The organism is Plantactinospora sp. KBS50 (genome assembly GCF_002285795.1).
Taxonomy (GTDB): domain Bacteria; phylum Actinomycetota; class Actinomycetes; order Mycobacteriales; family Micromonosporaceae; genus KBS50.
The window spans coordinates 802,727-816,577 of the sequence record NZ_CP022961.1 but is presented as its reverse complement, the minus strand read 5'-3'; the positions used below and the strand labels follow the sequence as shown (position 1 = coordinate 816,577).

The window sequence follows — 13,851 nt, the reverse complement described above, 5'->3', positions numbered from 1 at the left end:
GCCGGCATTCTGTCAGTAAAGTCGTCCGGTCCGCGACGAGGCCCCCGCGCCGGCGCGGCTGGCCGGCACCACCGGCCGGGCCGGCGAGATGGCCAGCCGGTCGATCCGGCGACCGTCCAGGGCCAGCACCCGCAGCGCCCACCGGCCGGTCCCGCCGGCCGGTCCGGGTTCGACCAGCGGCACCACGACCTCGACCTCGTCGCCCACCGCGGGCAGCCGGCCCAGCGCGGCCATCACGAAGCCGCCGACCGTCTCGTACGGCCCGGCGGGCAGCTCGATCCCGGCCCGCTCGGCGAAGTCGGCGAGGTTGAGCCGGCCGTCCACCTCCACGGCGAACCCGGCCGCCACCGGGTCCGGGTCGGTGTCGTACTCGTCGTGGATCTCGCCGATCAGCTCCTCGATGAGGTCCTCCAGCGTGACGATGCCGGCCGTGCCTCCGTACTCGTCCTCGACGACCGCGAGGTGCCGGCGTTCCCGGCGCATCTCGCTGAGCGCGGCCAGCACCCGCTTGCTGCCGGGCAGCCGCTTGACGTCGCGGACCAGTTCCCGGACGGTGCACCCGCCCTCGGGCGGGTGCAGCAGCAGGTCGCGCAGGTGGACGAAGCCGATCACGTCGTCGTGGGTGCCGTCGACCACGGGATAGCGGGTGTGCGTCGCGTGCCGGGCCAGCGCGGCGGCGTCGGCGACGGTCAGCCCGGCGGACAGGAACACCACCTCGGTACGCGGCATCATCACCTCGCGTACCAGGCTGGCGCCGGCCGCGAGCACCTCGGCGATGATCCGCCGTTCGGTGGGGTCGAGCCGGGTGTTGGCGGTCACCAGGTCCCGCAGCTCGGCCTCGCTGATCCGTTCCCGTCCGGCGATCGGGCTGGCGCCGAGCAGATCGGTCACCAGCCGGGTGGCGCTGTCGGCCATCCGGACCACGACCCGGGCGACTGCGCGTGCGACCGGGCCGGGTTGTCGTCGTGGGCGCCCCGGCGATCGTCGCCGGGGCCCGGTACTGGCGGACTCCCGCATGCGGTGATGGTAGACAGCGCTGTCCCGTGCCGGACAGCGGTGGCACCGGCATGGCCCGAACCCGTCACGTTCGATTTCGTTTGACTCTGTGCGAACATGAGAAGTGGGCGCCCGACCGCGGCTTCGGCACCGATCGTAGGCTGACCCGCAGGCGCATGCCGCCGCACGCCGGCGGCCGACAGGGAGGACAAAGGGTGAAACTGCTGGTCACCGGCGGCGCCGGATACATCGGCAGCATCGTCACGCGGATGCTGCTGGACGCCGGCCACGAGGTCGTGGTCCTCGACGACCTGCGTACCGGGCACCGCGTGGCGCTCGCGCCGGACGCCGAGTTCGTGCACGGGCAGGTGCACGACGCCGCCCGGGTGCTCACCCCGGACGCCGGGTTCGACGGGGTGCTGCACTTCGCCGCCCTGATCGCGGCCGGCGAGTCGATGGTCCGGCCCGAGCTGTACTGGGCGAACAACACCGTGGGCTCGCTCGCGCTGCTCGACGCCGTACGCGCCGCCGGGGTGCCCCGGATGGTCTTCTCCTCCACCGCCGCCGTCTACGGCAACCCGGTCGAGCTGCCGATCCGGGAGACCGCCGTGACCGCGCCCACCAACCCGTACGGCTCGACCAAACTCGCCGTCGACCTGGCGCTCACCTCGGAGTCCACCGCGCACGGCCTGGCCGCCGTCTCGCTGCGCTACTTCAACGTCGCCGGCGCGTACCTGCGGGACGGCGTGGCGCTGGGCGAGCGGCACGACCCGGAGACGCACCTCATCCCGATCGCGCTGGAGGTCGCCGCAGGCCGGCGGGAGAAGTTGCAGATCTTCGGCGACGACTACCCGACCTCGGACGGCACCTGCATCCGCGACTACATCCACGTCGAGGACCTGGCCCGGGCACACCTGCTGGCCCTCGATGCCGCCACCCCGGGCGAACACCGGGTGTTCAACCTCGGCAACGGCAGCGGATTCACCAACCGGCAGGTCGTGGACGTCGTCCGCGAGGTCACCGGCCATCCGCTGCCGGTGGAGACCGCGCCCCGGCGCGAGGGCGACCCGGCCGCGCTGGTCGCCTCCGCCGACCTGGCCCGCACCGAGCTGGGCTGGACCCCGGCCAAGCCCACCCTCACCGACATGGTGACCGACGCCTGGGACTTCTACCGCACGCAGATCCTGGAGCGGCCGTGAGCGACGGGGCGGTGGCCCGCCGCGCGGTCGCCGGGTTCCGGACCGAGTACGGCGTCGAGCCGACCGGCCGGTGGGCGGCGCCCGGCCGGGTCAACCTGATCGGCGAGCACACCGACTACAACGACGGGTACGTCCTGCCGTTCGCCCTGCCCCAGCAGACGGTGATCGCGGCCGCCGCGGCCCGGCGCGCCAACTGGTCGGTCTGGTCGGAGACGAACGGGGAACGGATCTCCTTCGACGACGCCGGTCTGGCCCCCGGCGCGGTGCCCGGCTGGGGGGCGTACGTGGCCGGCGTGGTGTGGGCGCTGCGCGAGGCCGGACACCGGGTGCCGCACGCCGAACTGGCCATCGCCTCCGACGTACCGCTGGGCGCCGGGCTGTCCTCCTCGGCGGCGCTGGAATCGGCCGTGCTCACCGCCCTGGCCGACCTCGGCGGCCTGGACCTCCCGGTGGACGACCGGCCGCGGCTCGCGCAGCGGGCCGAGAACGAGTACGTCGGTGCCCCGACCGGGGTGATGGACCAGTCCGCCTCGATCCGCTGCCGGGCCGGGCATGCGCTGTTCCTGGACTGCCGGTCGCTGGCGGTGGAACACATCCCGTTCGACCTCGCCGAGGCCGGCCTGGCGATCGTCGTCCTCGACAGCCGCGCCGAGCACCGGCACGTCGACGGCGAGTACGCCGACCGCCGTCGGGTGTGCGAGGAGGCCGCCCGGCAACTGGGGGTGCCCGCGCTGCGCGACATCGGCCCGGCCGATCTGCCCGGCGCGCTCGACCGGCTCTCCGACGAGGTGACCCGGCGCCGGGCGCGGCACGTGGTGACCGAGAACCAGCGGGTGCTGGACACCGTGGCGCTGCTGCGCGACCGGCGGATCCGGGACATCGGCCCGCTGCTCACCGCCTCGCACGCGTCGATGCGCGACGACTTCGAGATCACCGTTCCCGAGGTCGACACCGCCGTGGACGCCGCGCTGGCGGCCGGGGCGTACGGCGCCCGGATGACCGGCGGCGGCTTCGGGGGCTGCGTGGTGGCCCTGACCGAGGCCGACAACGCCGACGCGGTGGCGGTCGCCGTGACGGACGCCTTCGCCGAACGCGGCTTCACCCGGCCGCGGGCGTTCACCGCGCTGCCCGGTCCCGGCGCCCGCCGGCTGCCCTGACGCGGCACCCACCCACGCCCGCCGGCTGCCCTGACGCGCACCCACCCACGCCCGCCGAGCGGGCCGCTCAGCGGCTCAGCTGGCGCCCACGATCATGCCGGCGGCGATGGTGCGGTTGGTGGTTTCGTCGATGAGGATGAAGCCGCCGGTGGTGCGGTTGCGGCGGTATTCGTCGGCGAGGAGGGGGATGGTGGTGCGGAGGCGGACGCGGCCGATGTCGTTGAGGGTGAGGGTGGTGGCGGTTTCGTCGCGGTGGAGGGTGTTGATGTCGAGGCGGTAGTGGAGGGTGCGGATGAGGGTGCGGGCGGTGCGGGTGGTGTGTTTGATGGTGTATTTGCCGCCGATGGTGAGGGGTTGGGTTTCGTCCATCCAGCAGAGCATGGCTTCGATGTCCTGGGTGGGGGTGGGGGTGTTGTGGGGGCGGCAGATCATGTCGCCGCGGGAGATGTCGAGTTCGTCGGCGAGGCGGATGGTGACGGACATGGGGGGGTGGGCTTGGGTTTGGGGTCCGTCGGCGGTGTCGATGTGGGTGATGTGGGTGGTGAAGCCGGAGGGCAGGATCATGACTTCGTCGTGGGGTTTGAGGATGCCGGAGGCGACTTGTCCGGCGTAGCCGCGGTAGTCGGTGATGGTGGTGGATTGGGGGCGGATGACGTATTGGACGGGGAAGCGGACGTCGACGAGGTTGCGGTCGGAGGCGATGTGGACGTGTTCGAGGTGGTGGAGGAGGGCGGGGCCTTCGTACCAGGGGGTGGCTTCGGAGCGGGTGACGATGTTGTCGCCGTGTAGGGCGCTGATGGGGATGGCGGTGAGGTCGGGGGCGTCGAGTTTCGCGGCGAAGGCGGTGAATTCGTCGTTGATGGTGTTGAACACGTCCTGGGACCAGTCGACGAGGTCCATTTTGTTGACGCACAGGACGAGGTGGGGGACGCGGAGCAGGGAGCAGAGGAAGGCGTGGCGGCGGGATTGTTCGACCAGGCCTTTGCGGGCGTCGACGAGGATGAGGGCCAGGTCGGCGGTGGAGGCGCCGGTGACCATGTTGCGGGTGTACTGGATGTGGCCGGGGGTGTCGGCGATGATGAATTTGCGTCGGGGGGTGGCGAAGTAGCGGTAGGCCACGTCGATGGTGATGCCTTGTTCCCGTTCGGCGCGGAGCCCGTCGGTGAGCAGGGCGAGGTTGGTGTATTCGTCGCCGCGGGCGGTGCTGACCGCTTCGACCGCGGCGAGTTGGTCGTTGAACAGGGATTTCGTGTCGTACAGCAGCCGGCCGATGAGGGTGGACTTGCCGTCGTCGACGCTGCCGGCGGTGGCGAACCGCAGCAGGTCCATCGGCCGCTGCCCCGACTCGGTTTCCAACCCGCCGCCGGTGGTGGTGTGGACGGTCATCAGAAGTAGCCCTCCCGCTTACGGTCTTCCATCGCGGCCTCGCTGACCCGGTCGTCGCCACGGGTCGCGCCTCGTTCGGTGATCCGGGTCGCGGCGACTTCCTCGATCACCTTGTCCACCGTGTCGGCGTCCGAGGCCACCGCCGCGGTGCAGGACGCGTCGCCCACGGTGCGGTACCGCACCCGGGCGGTGAACACCCGCTCCCCGTCCCGGGCCGGGAGGAACTCGTTCACCCCGTACAACATGCCGTCACGCTCGACCACCTGCCGCTCGTGGGCGAAGTAGATCGAGGGCAACGTCAACCGTTCCCGGGCGATGTAGTGCCACACGTCCAACTCGGTCCAGTTCGACAACGGGAACACCCGGATCGACTCGCCCGCATGGTGACGGCCGTTGTACAGCGACCACAACTCCGGCCGCTGGTTCTTCGGGTCCCACTGCCCGAACTCGTCCCGGAAACTGAAGATCCGTTCCTTCGCGCGGGCTTTCTCCTCGTCCCGCCGCGCACCCCCGAACAGGGCGTTGAACCGGTACTTCTCCACCGCCTCCAACAACACCGGCGTCTGGATCCGGTTCCGCGTCCCATCCGCCGGCGCCCGTACCAGACCCTTCTCCAACGCCTCCGGCACACTGGCCACCAGCAACTGCAACCGCAACTGGTTCACCCGCGCGTCCCGGAACGCCAACACCTCCGGAAAGTTGTGCCCCGTATCCACATGCATCACCGGGAACGGCACACCAGCCGGCGCGAACGCCTTCTGCGCCAACCGCAACATCACGATCGAGTCTTTACCACCGGAAAACAACAACGCCGGACGTTCCAACTCCGCCACCACCTCACGGATGACGAAAATGCTCTCCGCCTCCAACTCAGCCAGGTGCGAGACCCGATACGCCGCAGTCGTGCTCATCCGGCAGCTCCAGTCCGAAGTCCGTTACGGTCACCCATGCCGCAAACCACACCTTTCCGGTAGGTGAAGCAGGCTCGATCGCGTACAACCTACCCGCAGTGCTGCTGCAACGCCGCAAGCAGCCGGGGCGCGAGATCCTTTCGGCACACCACAAGATCAGGCAGGCGCGGGTCGGCCTGGTTGTATTTCAACGCAGACCCGTCGATCCGGGAAGCATGCAAACCCGTGGCCGTCGCCACAGCCACCGGCGCGGCAGAATCCCACTCGTACTGCCCACCCGCATGCACGTACGCATCCACCTCACCACCCACCACCGCCGCGATCTTCGCCCCCGCCGAACCCATCGGCACCAACCGCGCACCCACCTGCGCCGCCACATCCGTCAGGAACACCGGCGGACGACTCCGACTCGCCGCCAACCGCAGCCCCGCGCCGGGCTCACCTGCCGCCACCGACGAGGACCCCATCGGCGGATAGGCCGGCGGCGAATCCGTACCCAGCACCCGGTGCTGCGCCGGCAACGCCACCGCCCCGGCGGCCAGGCCGTGCCCCCCGAGCCGGCGGTCCCAGAGCGCCACGTGCACCGCCCAGTCCGTGCGGCCCTCCTCCGAGAACTCCCGGGTCCCGTCCAACGGATCCACGATCCACACCCGGTCCGCGGTCAGCCGCGGCACCGCCGCCGCGTCCACCTCGGCGGCCCAGGCCAGCCGCGACCCCTCGTCCTCCTCGGAGAGCACCGCGTCGGCCGGCCGCCAACGGGCCAGCTCGGCGCGGATCAGGTCGTGGGACACCTTGTCACCGGCCGCCTTCAGCGCGCCGGGATCGGCGAAGCCCAGCTCGGCGCGTACCTCAAGCAGCGCCTGACCGGCGCGGGCCGCGAGCCATCGGGCGAAGGCGCCGTCGATCACCGGAGGGGCCGCCATCAGCCCGCACCCGGGATACCGGCGAAGCCCGCCACCGTACGCGTCACGATCGCCTCCTCACGCGAGGGGACCCACCCGGTCCCGTCGGCCGCCGCGAACCCCTCGCCCGGCCTGAGCGGTTCGGGCCAGACTACCGGCCCCGCCGCCCGGGCCGACGCGCCGCGCGGGCGGCTGACCTGCGTCGGCACCGGCCGCAAGGCCGCGCGTCAGGTCCCGTGGTACGCGTTCTGCGTCCATTCCAGGCCGCGGGCCAGCACCGACTCCACCGCATCGGCCGCCCGGTCGACCAGAAAGTCCAGTTCCTTGCGCTCGACGGTCGAGAAGTCGGTCAACACGAAGTCGGCCGGATCCTGCCGGCCCGGCGGCCGACCGATGCCGAACCGCACCCGCAGGTAGTCCTTGGTGCCCAGCGACTTCGACATCGAGCGCAGGCCGTTGTGCCCACCCTCGCCGCCGCCGCACTTGAGCCGCAACTGCCCGTACGGGATGTCCAACTCGTCATGCACCGCGACGATCTGCCCGATCGGCACCTTGTAGAACCGGGCCAGTGCCGCCACCGGCCCACCCGACAGGTTCATGAACGTCATGGGCTTCATCAGCACCAGGCGCGGGCCGCCGATCCCGAGCCGCCCCTCGGCCACCTCGGCGACCGCCCGCCGGTGCCGGCCGAACCGGGTACGCATGCGCTCGGCCAGCAGGTCCACGACCATGAAGCCGACGTTGTGCCGGTTACCGGCGTAGTCCCGGCCCGGATTCCCCAGGCCGACCACCAGCCACGGAAGGCTTTCCTCGGACACCTGCGCCCCTCGACTCCCACGGAAACGACGCAACCCCACCCGAAACGACAACAGGCGCCCCCGAATGGACGGGGACGCCTGTCGCACGATCGGTCAGCTTTCGGCGTTCGCCTCGGCCGGGGTCGGCTCGCTCCCGGTCGGCTCCTCGCCCTCGGCAGCCTCGGCCGCCTCGGCCGCCTCGGCTTCCTCGCCCGCGGCCAGCTCTTCCTCGGTGGCCAACTGCTCGGCGGTCGGCGCCGCGGTGATCACCGCGACCACCATGTCGCCGTCCACGGTCAGCTCGACACCCGAGGGGAGCTTGACCTGGCCGGCGGTGACCTGGGAGCCGGCCTCCAGGCCGTCGATCGAGACCTGCAGCGACTCCGGCAGCCGGGTCGCGTCCGCCAGCACCGCCAGGGTGTCGTGCTCGTGCATCACCAGCGTGTCCCGGGCCGGCTCCCCGGTGAGCTGGACCGGAACCTCCACGGTGACCTTCTCGCCGCGCCGCACCAGCAGCAGGTCGACGTGCTCGAAGGTGTCCCGCACCGGGTCCCGCTGGATCGCCTTCGGCAGGGCCAGGGCGCTGGTGCCATCGCTGATCTCGATGCTCAGCAGCTGGTTCGCGCCGCCGTGCCGGATGGCGGCGGCGAACTCCAGGGCGGGCAGGGCGATGTGCTTGGGCTTTTCGCCATGGCCGTAGAGCACTGCCGGCACCAGGCCGGCCCGGCGGGTACGGCGGGCACCACCCTTGCCGAACTCGGTACGGGGCTCGGCGCTGATCTTTACCTCGGACACGGCAGAAACTCCTGATACGTTCGCGGCGGCGGTCTCGTCTTCGATAACGGCGTCTCGGTGCTCGGCAAGGGGCTCTGGGGCGGAAGCATCACGCACTGCCCGGAGCACCGCGTCGATGACGGTGCCTCCGCGCCCGCGTCCATCCGCGTCCCGCAGGGCCCCCTCGCCGTGGCAACCGCACCAGTCTACCCGAGCAGGAAACCGCACCCGGGGCGGGTACCCGGGAGATCCGACCTCAGCTCAGACCGCCGAAGAGCGTGGTCACCGAGCCGTCGTCGAAGACCTCCCGGATGGCCCGGGCCAGCAGCGGCGCGATGGACAGCACGGTGATCTTGTCCAGCCGCTTCTCCGGCGGCAGCGGCAGGGTGTTGGTGACCACGACCTCGCTGATCCGGCTGTTCTTCAGCCGCTCGGTCGCCGGGTCGGAGAGCAGCGCGTGGGTGGAGGCCACCAGCACCTCCGCCGCGCCGGTGTCCTGGAGGATGTCGGCCGCGCCACAGATCGTTCCACCGGTGTCGATCATGTCGTCGACGATCAGGCACACCCGGCCCTCGACGTCACCGACCACCCGGTTGGCCACCACCTGATTCGGCTTCAACGGGTCCCGGGTCTTGTGGATGAAGGCCAGCGGGCAGCCGCCGAGCCGGTCCGTCCAGCGCTCCGCCACCCGGACCCGGCCCGAGTCCGGCGCCACCACGGTCATCGGCCGGCCCGCGTACCTGCGCTCGACGTACTCGGCGAGGGTGTCCATGGCGAACAGGTGGTCCACCGGCCCGTCGAAGAAGCCCTGGATCTGCGCCGTGTGCAGGTCCACCGTCAGGATCCGGTTCGCGCCCGCGGTCTTCAACAGGTCCGCCACCAGCCGCGCGGAGATCGGCTCCCGGCCCCGGTGCTTCTTGTCCTGCCGGGCGTACGGATAGAACGGCAGTACCACGGTGATCCGCTTGGCCGAGCCGCGCTTCAGGGCGTCGATCATGATGAGGGTTTCCATCACCCACTTGTTGACCCCGTGGGTGACCGACTGGACCACGAAGGCGTCCGAGCCGCGGACCGACTCCTTGAACCGGACGAAGATCTCGCCATTGGCGAACTCGTACGAGTCGGATGCGGTCGGTGCCACACCGAGGGCCTCACCGATCTCTTGCGCCAACTCCGGAAAACCGCGTCCGGAGAAGAGCATCAGACTCTTGCGATTTTCGGCGACGATGCTGCCCATCGGCTCGTCCGCTCCCGTTGCTGAAGGGGTTCCTGGCGGTGCGACCAGGCGCGCTATTCAGTTGGAGTATCTCTCGCGTCCGCCTGCCGTCCACCCGCCTGGGCGTCCTCGTGGGCTTGCTCACCCGAGGACCCGTCCTCCGCCCCCGGCCCACGCCCGGCCGGCGCTCCGTCGGCCCCCGGCCGACGCCCGGCCGACTCGGCGAGGGCACGTTCGGCCGCCGCCGCCGACCGGGTCCCCGCCCGGCGCCGGGTCACCCAGCCCTCGATGTTCCGCTGCGGCGCCCGGGTCACCCCGAGGGCACCGGCCGGTACGTCCTTGTCGATGGCGCTGCCGGCCGCCACGTACGCGCCCGGACCCACCTCGACCGGGGCGATCAGGCTGGTGTCGCAGCCGATGAACGCCGCCTCGCCGACCGTGGTGTGGTGCTTGGCGACCCCGTCGTAGTTCACGAAGATCGTCGCGGCGCCGATGTTCGCCCGCGCTCCGATCGTCGCGTCGCCCACGTAGCTCAGGTGCGGCACCTTGGCACCGGGACCGATCTCGGACTTCTTCACCTCGACGAACGTGCCGACCTTCGCCCCCTCGCCCACGTTCGCCTCGGGTCGCAGGTACGCGTACGGGCCGACGCTCGCCCCGGGGCCGAGCCGGGCGGACACCACGTGGCTGCGCAGCACCGTGGCGCCGGCGCCGACCACCGTGTCGACGAGCGTCACGTCCGGACCCACGGTGGCGCCCTCGGCCACCTCGGTCGTGCCGCGCAACTGGGTGTTCTGGTCCAGCACGGCGTCCCGGCCCACGGAAACGGTCACGTCGATCCAGGTCGTCGCCGGGTCCAGGATCGTCACCCCGGAGCGCATCCACGCCTCGTTGACCCGGTCCCGCAGCGCCTGGCGCAGCCCGGCCAGCTCGTACCGGTCGTTGCACCCGCGGGTCTCGGTGGCGTCCCGCGCGACGTGCACCCCGACCGGTTCGCCCGCGCCCACGAGCAGCTCGAAGACGTCCGTGAGGTACTCCTCGCCCTGCTCGTTGTCGGTGGAGAGCTTGCTGAGCGCCGTGCGCAGCCGGGCCGCGTCGAAGACGTAGCTGCCGGCGTTGATCTCCCGGATCGCCCGCTGCGCCGGGCTGGCGTCGCGCTCCTCCACGATCCGTTCCAACCGCCCGGCGCCGTCCCGCACGATCCGGCCGAGGCCGGCCGGTTGGTCGACCTCGGCGGCGAGCACCGTGGCCGCCGAGCCGGCGTCCTCGTGCGCGCCGACCAGTTCGTCGAGGGTCTCCGGGCGCAGCAGCGGCACGTCGCCGTTGATCACGACGACGGTGCCGGACGCGTCGGGTGCCGCCTCCAGCGCCACCCGGACGGCGTGCCCGGTGCCGCGCTGCTCGGCCTGGAGCACCGGTACGGCCTCCGGGGCGATCTCGGCCAGGTGCGCCCGGACCTGATCGGCACCGTGCCCGACCACCACGACGGTGCGTTCGGCGTCCAGGGACCGCGCGGCGGCCAGCACGTGTCCCAGCAGCGTCCGGCCGAGCAGCGGATGGAGCATCTTCGGTAACGCCGACTTCATCCGCTTGCCCTCGCCGGCGGCGAGCACGACCACGGTGCGGGTGCGGGGCTGGGACACGGGTGGCTCCCGTCAAGTCGCTGGCAGTCTGCCGCCTCATGCTAACCAGGGGCCGACCGGCCGACCCGGCGGGGAGCGACATGAGTCGCATGTCCGAAAAAAGCTGGGGTGTCTGGATTCGAACCAGAAGCTCAAGGCTCCAAAGGCCTGCGGGTTGCCGTTACCCCACACCCCATCGCCCGACCAGCCTAGCGGTTCCATTGATCAGCCCCGCGCACCACCTCGACTCCGGGGCCACATCCGGGGACGCCGCAAAATCGGGACGTTTGGGCCGGGACAGAACGGGGACGCCGCGGTGCGGTTCCGCCGGCCGAGCCGGTCGGCGCCGGACGAACCGGCCCGGCACGTCGTTCGAACAGGCGGTTCCCAGGCAATTGTCAGACACCGATCTCGTGCAGTCTACGGAAGCGTAGGTTACGGTGACGTAGGCGTAAGTTTCTGATCTTCTCCACCCTCTGCGAGGTGCCATGTCCACCGCACTCCTGGAATCGAACACGCCCGGCGGCCCGAAACCCTTGACCGAGGGTCGACAGCCGATGGGCGTCATGATCGGCCTCTGGGGCTTCGTGGTCGTGCCGTTCCTCGCCCTCCTCGTGGCCATCCCGGTCGCCTGGGGTGGCTGGCTGGGCTGGACGGACGTCTCCATCGCGCTGGCCTGGTACATCGTCTCGGGGCTGGGCGTCACGGTCGGATTCCACAGGTACTTCACGCACGGCTCGTTCAAGGCCAAGCGCTGGCTGCGGGTGACCCTGGCGGTGGCCGGGTCGCTGGCCGTGCAGGGCAGCATCGTGCAGTGGGTGGCCGACCACCGCCGGCACCACGCCTTCTCCGACGTGGAGGGCGACCCGCACTCGCCCTGGCGGTTCGGCGCCACCTTCTGGGGGCTGACCCGCGGCCTGTTCCACGCGCACGTCGGCTGGCTGTTCCACCGCGAGCTGTCCAACCGGGAACGCTTCGCCCCCGACCTGCTGGCCGACAAGGACATCCGCCGGGTGGACCGGATGTTCCCGCTGCTGGTGGTGATCTCGACGCTGGGTCCGGCGCTGATGGGCGGGCTGCTCACCTGGTCCTGGCAGGGAGCGCTGACCGCGTTCTTCTGGGGCGGCCTGATCCGGATCGCCACCCTGCACCACGTCACCTGGGCCATCAACTCGGTGTGCCACGTGTACGGCGAGCGGCCGTTCGAGGTGCGGCAGGGCGACCGGGCGGCGAACTTCTGGCCGCTGGCCATCCTGTCGTTCGGCGAGAGCTGGCACAACCTGCACCACGCCGACCCGACCAGTGCCCGGCACGGGGTGCTGCGCGGCCAGATCGACATCTCGGCCCGGGTGATCTGGCTGTTCGAGCGGACCGGCGCGGCGTACAACGTGCGCTGGCCCAAGCCGGAACGGATCGCCGCGAAGATGCTCAACGCCGACGCCCAGCACTGATCCGCGTCTTGCCGGGACAACCCGCCCGGACACCCGCCTGGCAGGATGGCACGGTGACCGAGCGCGACGAGACCGGTAGCGGCCGGGGCAGGCGGCGTCAGCGCCGCGGCGAGACAACGGCGGAGACATCGGACGGATCAACACCGCCGGCCCGGCCGGCCACGACGGCGCCGAAGCCCGGTTCCCGGGTACGGATGTCGGCGGCGCAGCGACGGGAACAACTGATCGCGATCGGCCGGCTGATCTTCGCCGAACGAGGCTTCGACGCCACCTCCATCGAGGAGGTGGCGGCCCGGGCCAAGGTCTCCAAACCGGTGGTCTACGAACACTTCGGCGGCAAGGAAGGGCTGTACGCCGTCGTGGTGGACCGCGAGGTCCGGGCGCTGCTGGACCGGATCGCCGCCGCGCTGACCGCGGGGCATCCGCGGGAACTGCTGGAGCAGGCCGCGCTGGCGCTGCTCGGCTACATCGAGGAGGAGACCAGCGGCTTCCGGGTGCTGGTCCGCGAGTCGCCGGTGATGTCGGCGACCGGCAACTTCAGCAGCGTGCTCAACGACGTGGCCCACCAGGTCGAGCACATCCTCGGCGCGGAGTTCAAGAGCCGGGGGTACGACCCCAAGCTGGCCGAGCTGTACGCGCAGGCGCTGGTGGGGATGGTGGCGCTGACCGGCCGCTGGTGGTTGGAGGTGCGCAAGCCGCGCAAGGAGGCGGTGGCGGCGCACCTGGTGAACCTGGCCTGGAACGGCCTGTCCCACCTGGAACCGCGGCCGACGCTGCTGACCCGCCGCCGGCGCTGACCTGACCGCCGGCGCTGACCCGCTTCCGCTGGCCCACTCCCGCTGACCCACGACCGCCGCCGGCCCACAGGGCCGGGAGTCACCGCTGGCGCGGTTGCGGCTCGGGCTCGGGGCGACGGGGTTTGACGTTCTCCGCGGCCGCGTGGTCGTGTGGGCCGACCTTGTCGTACAGGCCGGTGGCGAGGAATACCAGGCCGAACAGCAGCGACACGACGACGGTCGACACCGAGAAGTTGAGAATGTTGGCCGAGGTCTGCAACACGGCCAGCATGGCCAGACCGGTGACCATGAAGACCACCCCGGCGGTGAGGTTCATGTAGTGGCCCAGGTTGCTGCGCCGGGATGCGCCGATGACCAGCCCGATCCCGAAGAGCACCGACACCAGCGCGAAGGCCAGGTTGACCCGCAGCCCGAGCACCCAGTGGCTGGCCCGGGAGAACAGCGGATCGTTCCACGTCTCCACGAGGCCCAGGACCCCGAAGACCAGGACGTAGAGCCCGACCAGCCCGGCGACGACCCGGTACAGCGGCCGGGCCGGATGGTTGACCGGAAAGTGTGCCACGACGCCTCCTCGGCACGGTGACGGCTACTTCCGGATTTTCCCCTTTCGCGGCTCCGGCGGAGGCGGAACGGCCCTTCCGGC

Annotated in this window: 13 protein-coding genes and 1 tRNA gene; 4 read left to right on the top strand and 10 right to left on the bottom strand. The window is 71.2% G+C overall.

Features of this window, described 5'->3' with window-relative positions:
• Positions 1-12 precede the first annotated feature (12 nt).
• Positions 13-1,017 carry a hemolysin family protein gene (locus CIK06_RS03720; protein WP_095563637.1) on the bottom strand — a complete coding sequence of 335 codons (1,005 nt, stop codon included), beginning with the start codon at positions 1,015-1,017 and terminating at the stop codon, positions 13-15.
• 155 nt (positions 1,018-1,172) lie between these two features.
• Between CIK06_RS03720 and galE the strand changes: the two genes are divergently transcribed.
• Together galE and galK are read left to right on the top strand one after the other, a co-directional pair.
• On the top strand, positions 1,173-2,195 hold the full coding sequence (gene galE / locus CIK06_RS03715; RefSeq protein ID WP_198348095.1) for a UDP-glucose 4-epimerase GalE: 1,023 nt from the start codon (positions 1,173-1,175) through the stop codon (positions 2,193-2,195).
• Positions 2,192-3,352, top strand: a complete 1,161-nt coding sequence (gene galK, locus CIK06_RS03710; RefSeq protein WP_198348094.1) for a galactokinase — start codon at positions 2,192-2,194, stop codon at positions 3,350-3,352. The genes galE and galK overlap by 4 nt, the downstream gene beginning before the upstream one ends.
• A gap of 75 nt (positions 3,353-3,427) precedes the next feature.
• Here the strand turns inward: galK and CIK06_RS03705 are convergent, their stop codons facing one another.
• The 8 genes from CIK06_RS03705 to CIK06_RS03665 form a co-directional block, all read right to left on the bottom strand.
• Complete coding sequence (locus CIK06_RS03705) at positions 3,428-4,738, bottom strand: sulfate adenylyltransferase subunit 1 (protein WP_095563634.1); 1,311 nt, start codon at positions 4,736-4,738, stop codon at positions 3,428-3,430.
• Positions 4,738-5,649: a sulfate adenylyltransferase subunit CysD gene (gene cysD / locus CIK06_RS03700; protein WP_095563633.1), complete on the bottom strand. Its 912-nt coding sequence runs from the start codon at positions 5,647-5,649 to the stop codon at positions 4,738-4,740. The genes CIK06_RS03705 and cysD overlap by 1 nt, the downstream gene beginning before the upstream one ends.
• A gap of 89 nt (positions 5,650-5,738) precedes the next feature.
• Positions 5,739-6,572: an inositol monophosphatase family protein gene (locus tag CIK06_RS03695; RefSeq protein ID WP_095563632.1), complete on the bottom strand. Its 834-nt coding sequence runs from the start codon at positions 6,570-6,572 to the stop codon at positions 5,739-5,741.
• Positions 6,573-6,778: 206 nt separating this feature from the next.
• Positions 6,779-7,369: an aminoacyl-tRNA hydrolase gene (gene pth, locus CIK06_RS03685; protein ID WP_095563630.1), complete on the bottom strand. Its 591-nt coding sequence runs from the start codon at positions 7,367-7,369 to the stop codon at positions 6,779-6,781.
• A gap of 93 nt (positions 7,370-7,462) precedes the next feature.
• Positions 7,463-8,143 carry a 50S ribosomal protein L25/general stress protein Ctc gene (locus CIK06_RS03680; RefSeq protein ID WP_095563629.1) on the bottom strand — a complete coding sequence of 227 codons (681 nt, stop codon included), beginning with the start codon at positions 8,141-8,143 and terminating at the stop codon, positions 7,463-7,465.
• Positions 8,144-8,378: 235 nt separating this feature from the next.
• Entirely contained in the window at positions 8,379-9,359 is a 981-nt protein-coding gene (locus CIK06_RS03675) for a ribose-phosphate diphosphokinase (RefSeq protein ID WP_095563628.1), read from the bottom strand.
• 53 nt (positions 9,360-9,412) lie between these two features.
• Positions 9,413-10,924 carry a bifunctional UDP-N-acetylglucosamine diphosphorylase/glucosamine-1-phosphate N-acetyltransferase GlmU gene (gene glmU / locus CIK06_RS03670; protein ID WP_232534236.1) on the bottom strand — a complete coding sequence of 504 codons (1,512 nt, stop codon included), beginning with the start codon at positions 10,922-10,924 and terminating at the stop codon, positions 9,413-9,415.
• Positions 10,925-11,084: 160 nt separating this feature from the next.
• Positions 11,085-11,156: transfer RNA gene (locus CIK06_RS03665), tRNA-Gln, on the bottom strand.
• Between the two features lie 292 nt (positions 11,157-11,448).
• Here CIK06_RS03665 and CIK06_RS03660 point away from each other — a divergent pair.
• Positions 11,449-12,411: an acyl-CoA desaturase gene (locus tag CIK06_RS03660; protein WP_095563626.1), complete on the top strand. Its 963-nt coding sequence runs from the start codon at positions 11,449-11,451 to the stop codon at positions 12,409-12,411.
• A 194-nt stretch (positions 12,412-12,605) separates the two neighbouring features.
• Entirely contained in the window at positions 12,606-13,208 is a 603-nt protein-coding gene (locus CIK06_RS03655) for a TetR/AcrR family transcriptional regulator (protein ID WP_157756998.1), read from the top strand.
• Between the two features lie 79 nt (positions 13,209-13,287).
• Here the strand turns inward: CIK06_RS03655 and CIK06_RS03650 are convergent, their stop codons facing one another.
• Positions 13,288-13,770: a DUF4383 domain-containing protein gene (locus tag CIK06_RS03650; RefSeq protein ID WP_095563625.1), complete on the bottom strand. Its 483-nt coding sequence runs from the start codon at positions 13,768-13,770 to the stop codon at positions 13,288-13,290.
• Between the last annotated feature and the right edge of the window lie 81 nt (positions 13,771-13,851).

Bases quoted from the DNA above. Each gene is read 5' to 3' on its own strand.
- CIK06_RS03720 (WP_095563637.1), bottom strand. From the start codon at position 1,017: ATGCGGGAGTCCGCCAGTACCGGGCCCCGGCGACGATCGCCGGGGCGC.
- galE (WP_198348095.1), top strand. From the start codon at position 1,173: ATGCCGCCGCACGCCGGCGGCCGACAGGGAGGACAAAGGGTGAAACTG.
- CIK06_RS03705 (WP_095563634.1), bottom strand. From the start codon at position 4,738: ATGACCGTCCACACCACCACCGGCGGCGGGTTGGAAACCGAGTCGGGG.
- cysD (WP_095563633.1), bottom strand. From the start codon at position 5,649: ATGAGCACGACTGCGGCGTATCGGGTCTCGCACCTGGCTGAGTTGGAG.
- CIK06_RS03695 (WP_095563632.1), bottom strand. From the start codon at position 6,572: ATGGCGGCCCCTCCGGTGATCGACGGCGCCTTCGCCCGATGGCTCGCG.
- CIK06_RS03675 (WP_095563628.1), bottom strand. From the start codon at position 9,359: ATGGGCAGCATCGTCGCCGAAAATCGCAAGAGTCTGATGCTCTTCTCC.
- glmU (WP_232534236.1), bottom strand. From the start codon at position 10,924: ATGAAGTCGGCGTTACCGAAGATGCTCCATCCGCTGCTCGGCCGGACG.
- CIK06_RS03660 (WP_095563626.1), top strand. From the start codon at position 11,449: ATGTCCACCGCACTCCTGGAATCGAACACGCCCGGCGGCCCGAAACCC.
- CIK06_RS03655 (WP_157756998.1), top strand. From the start codon at position 12,606: ATGTCGGCGGCGCAGCGACGGGAACAACTGATCGCGATCGGCCGGCTG.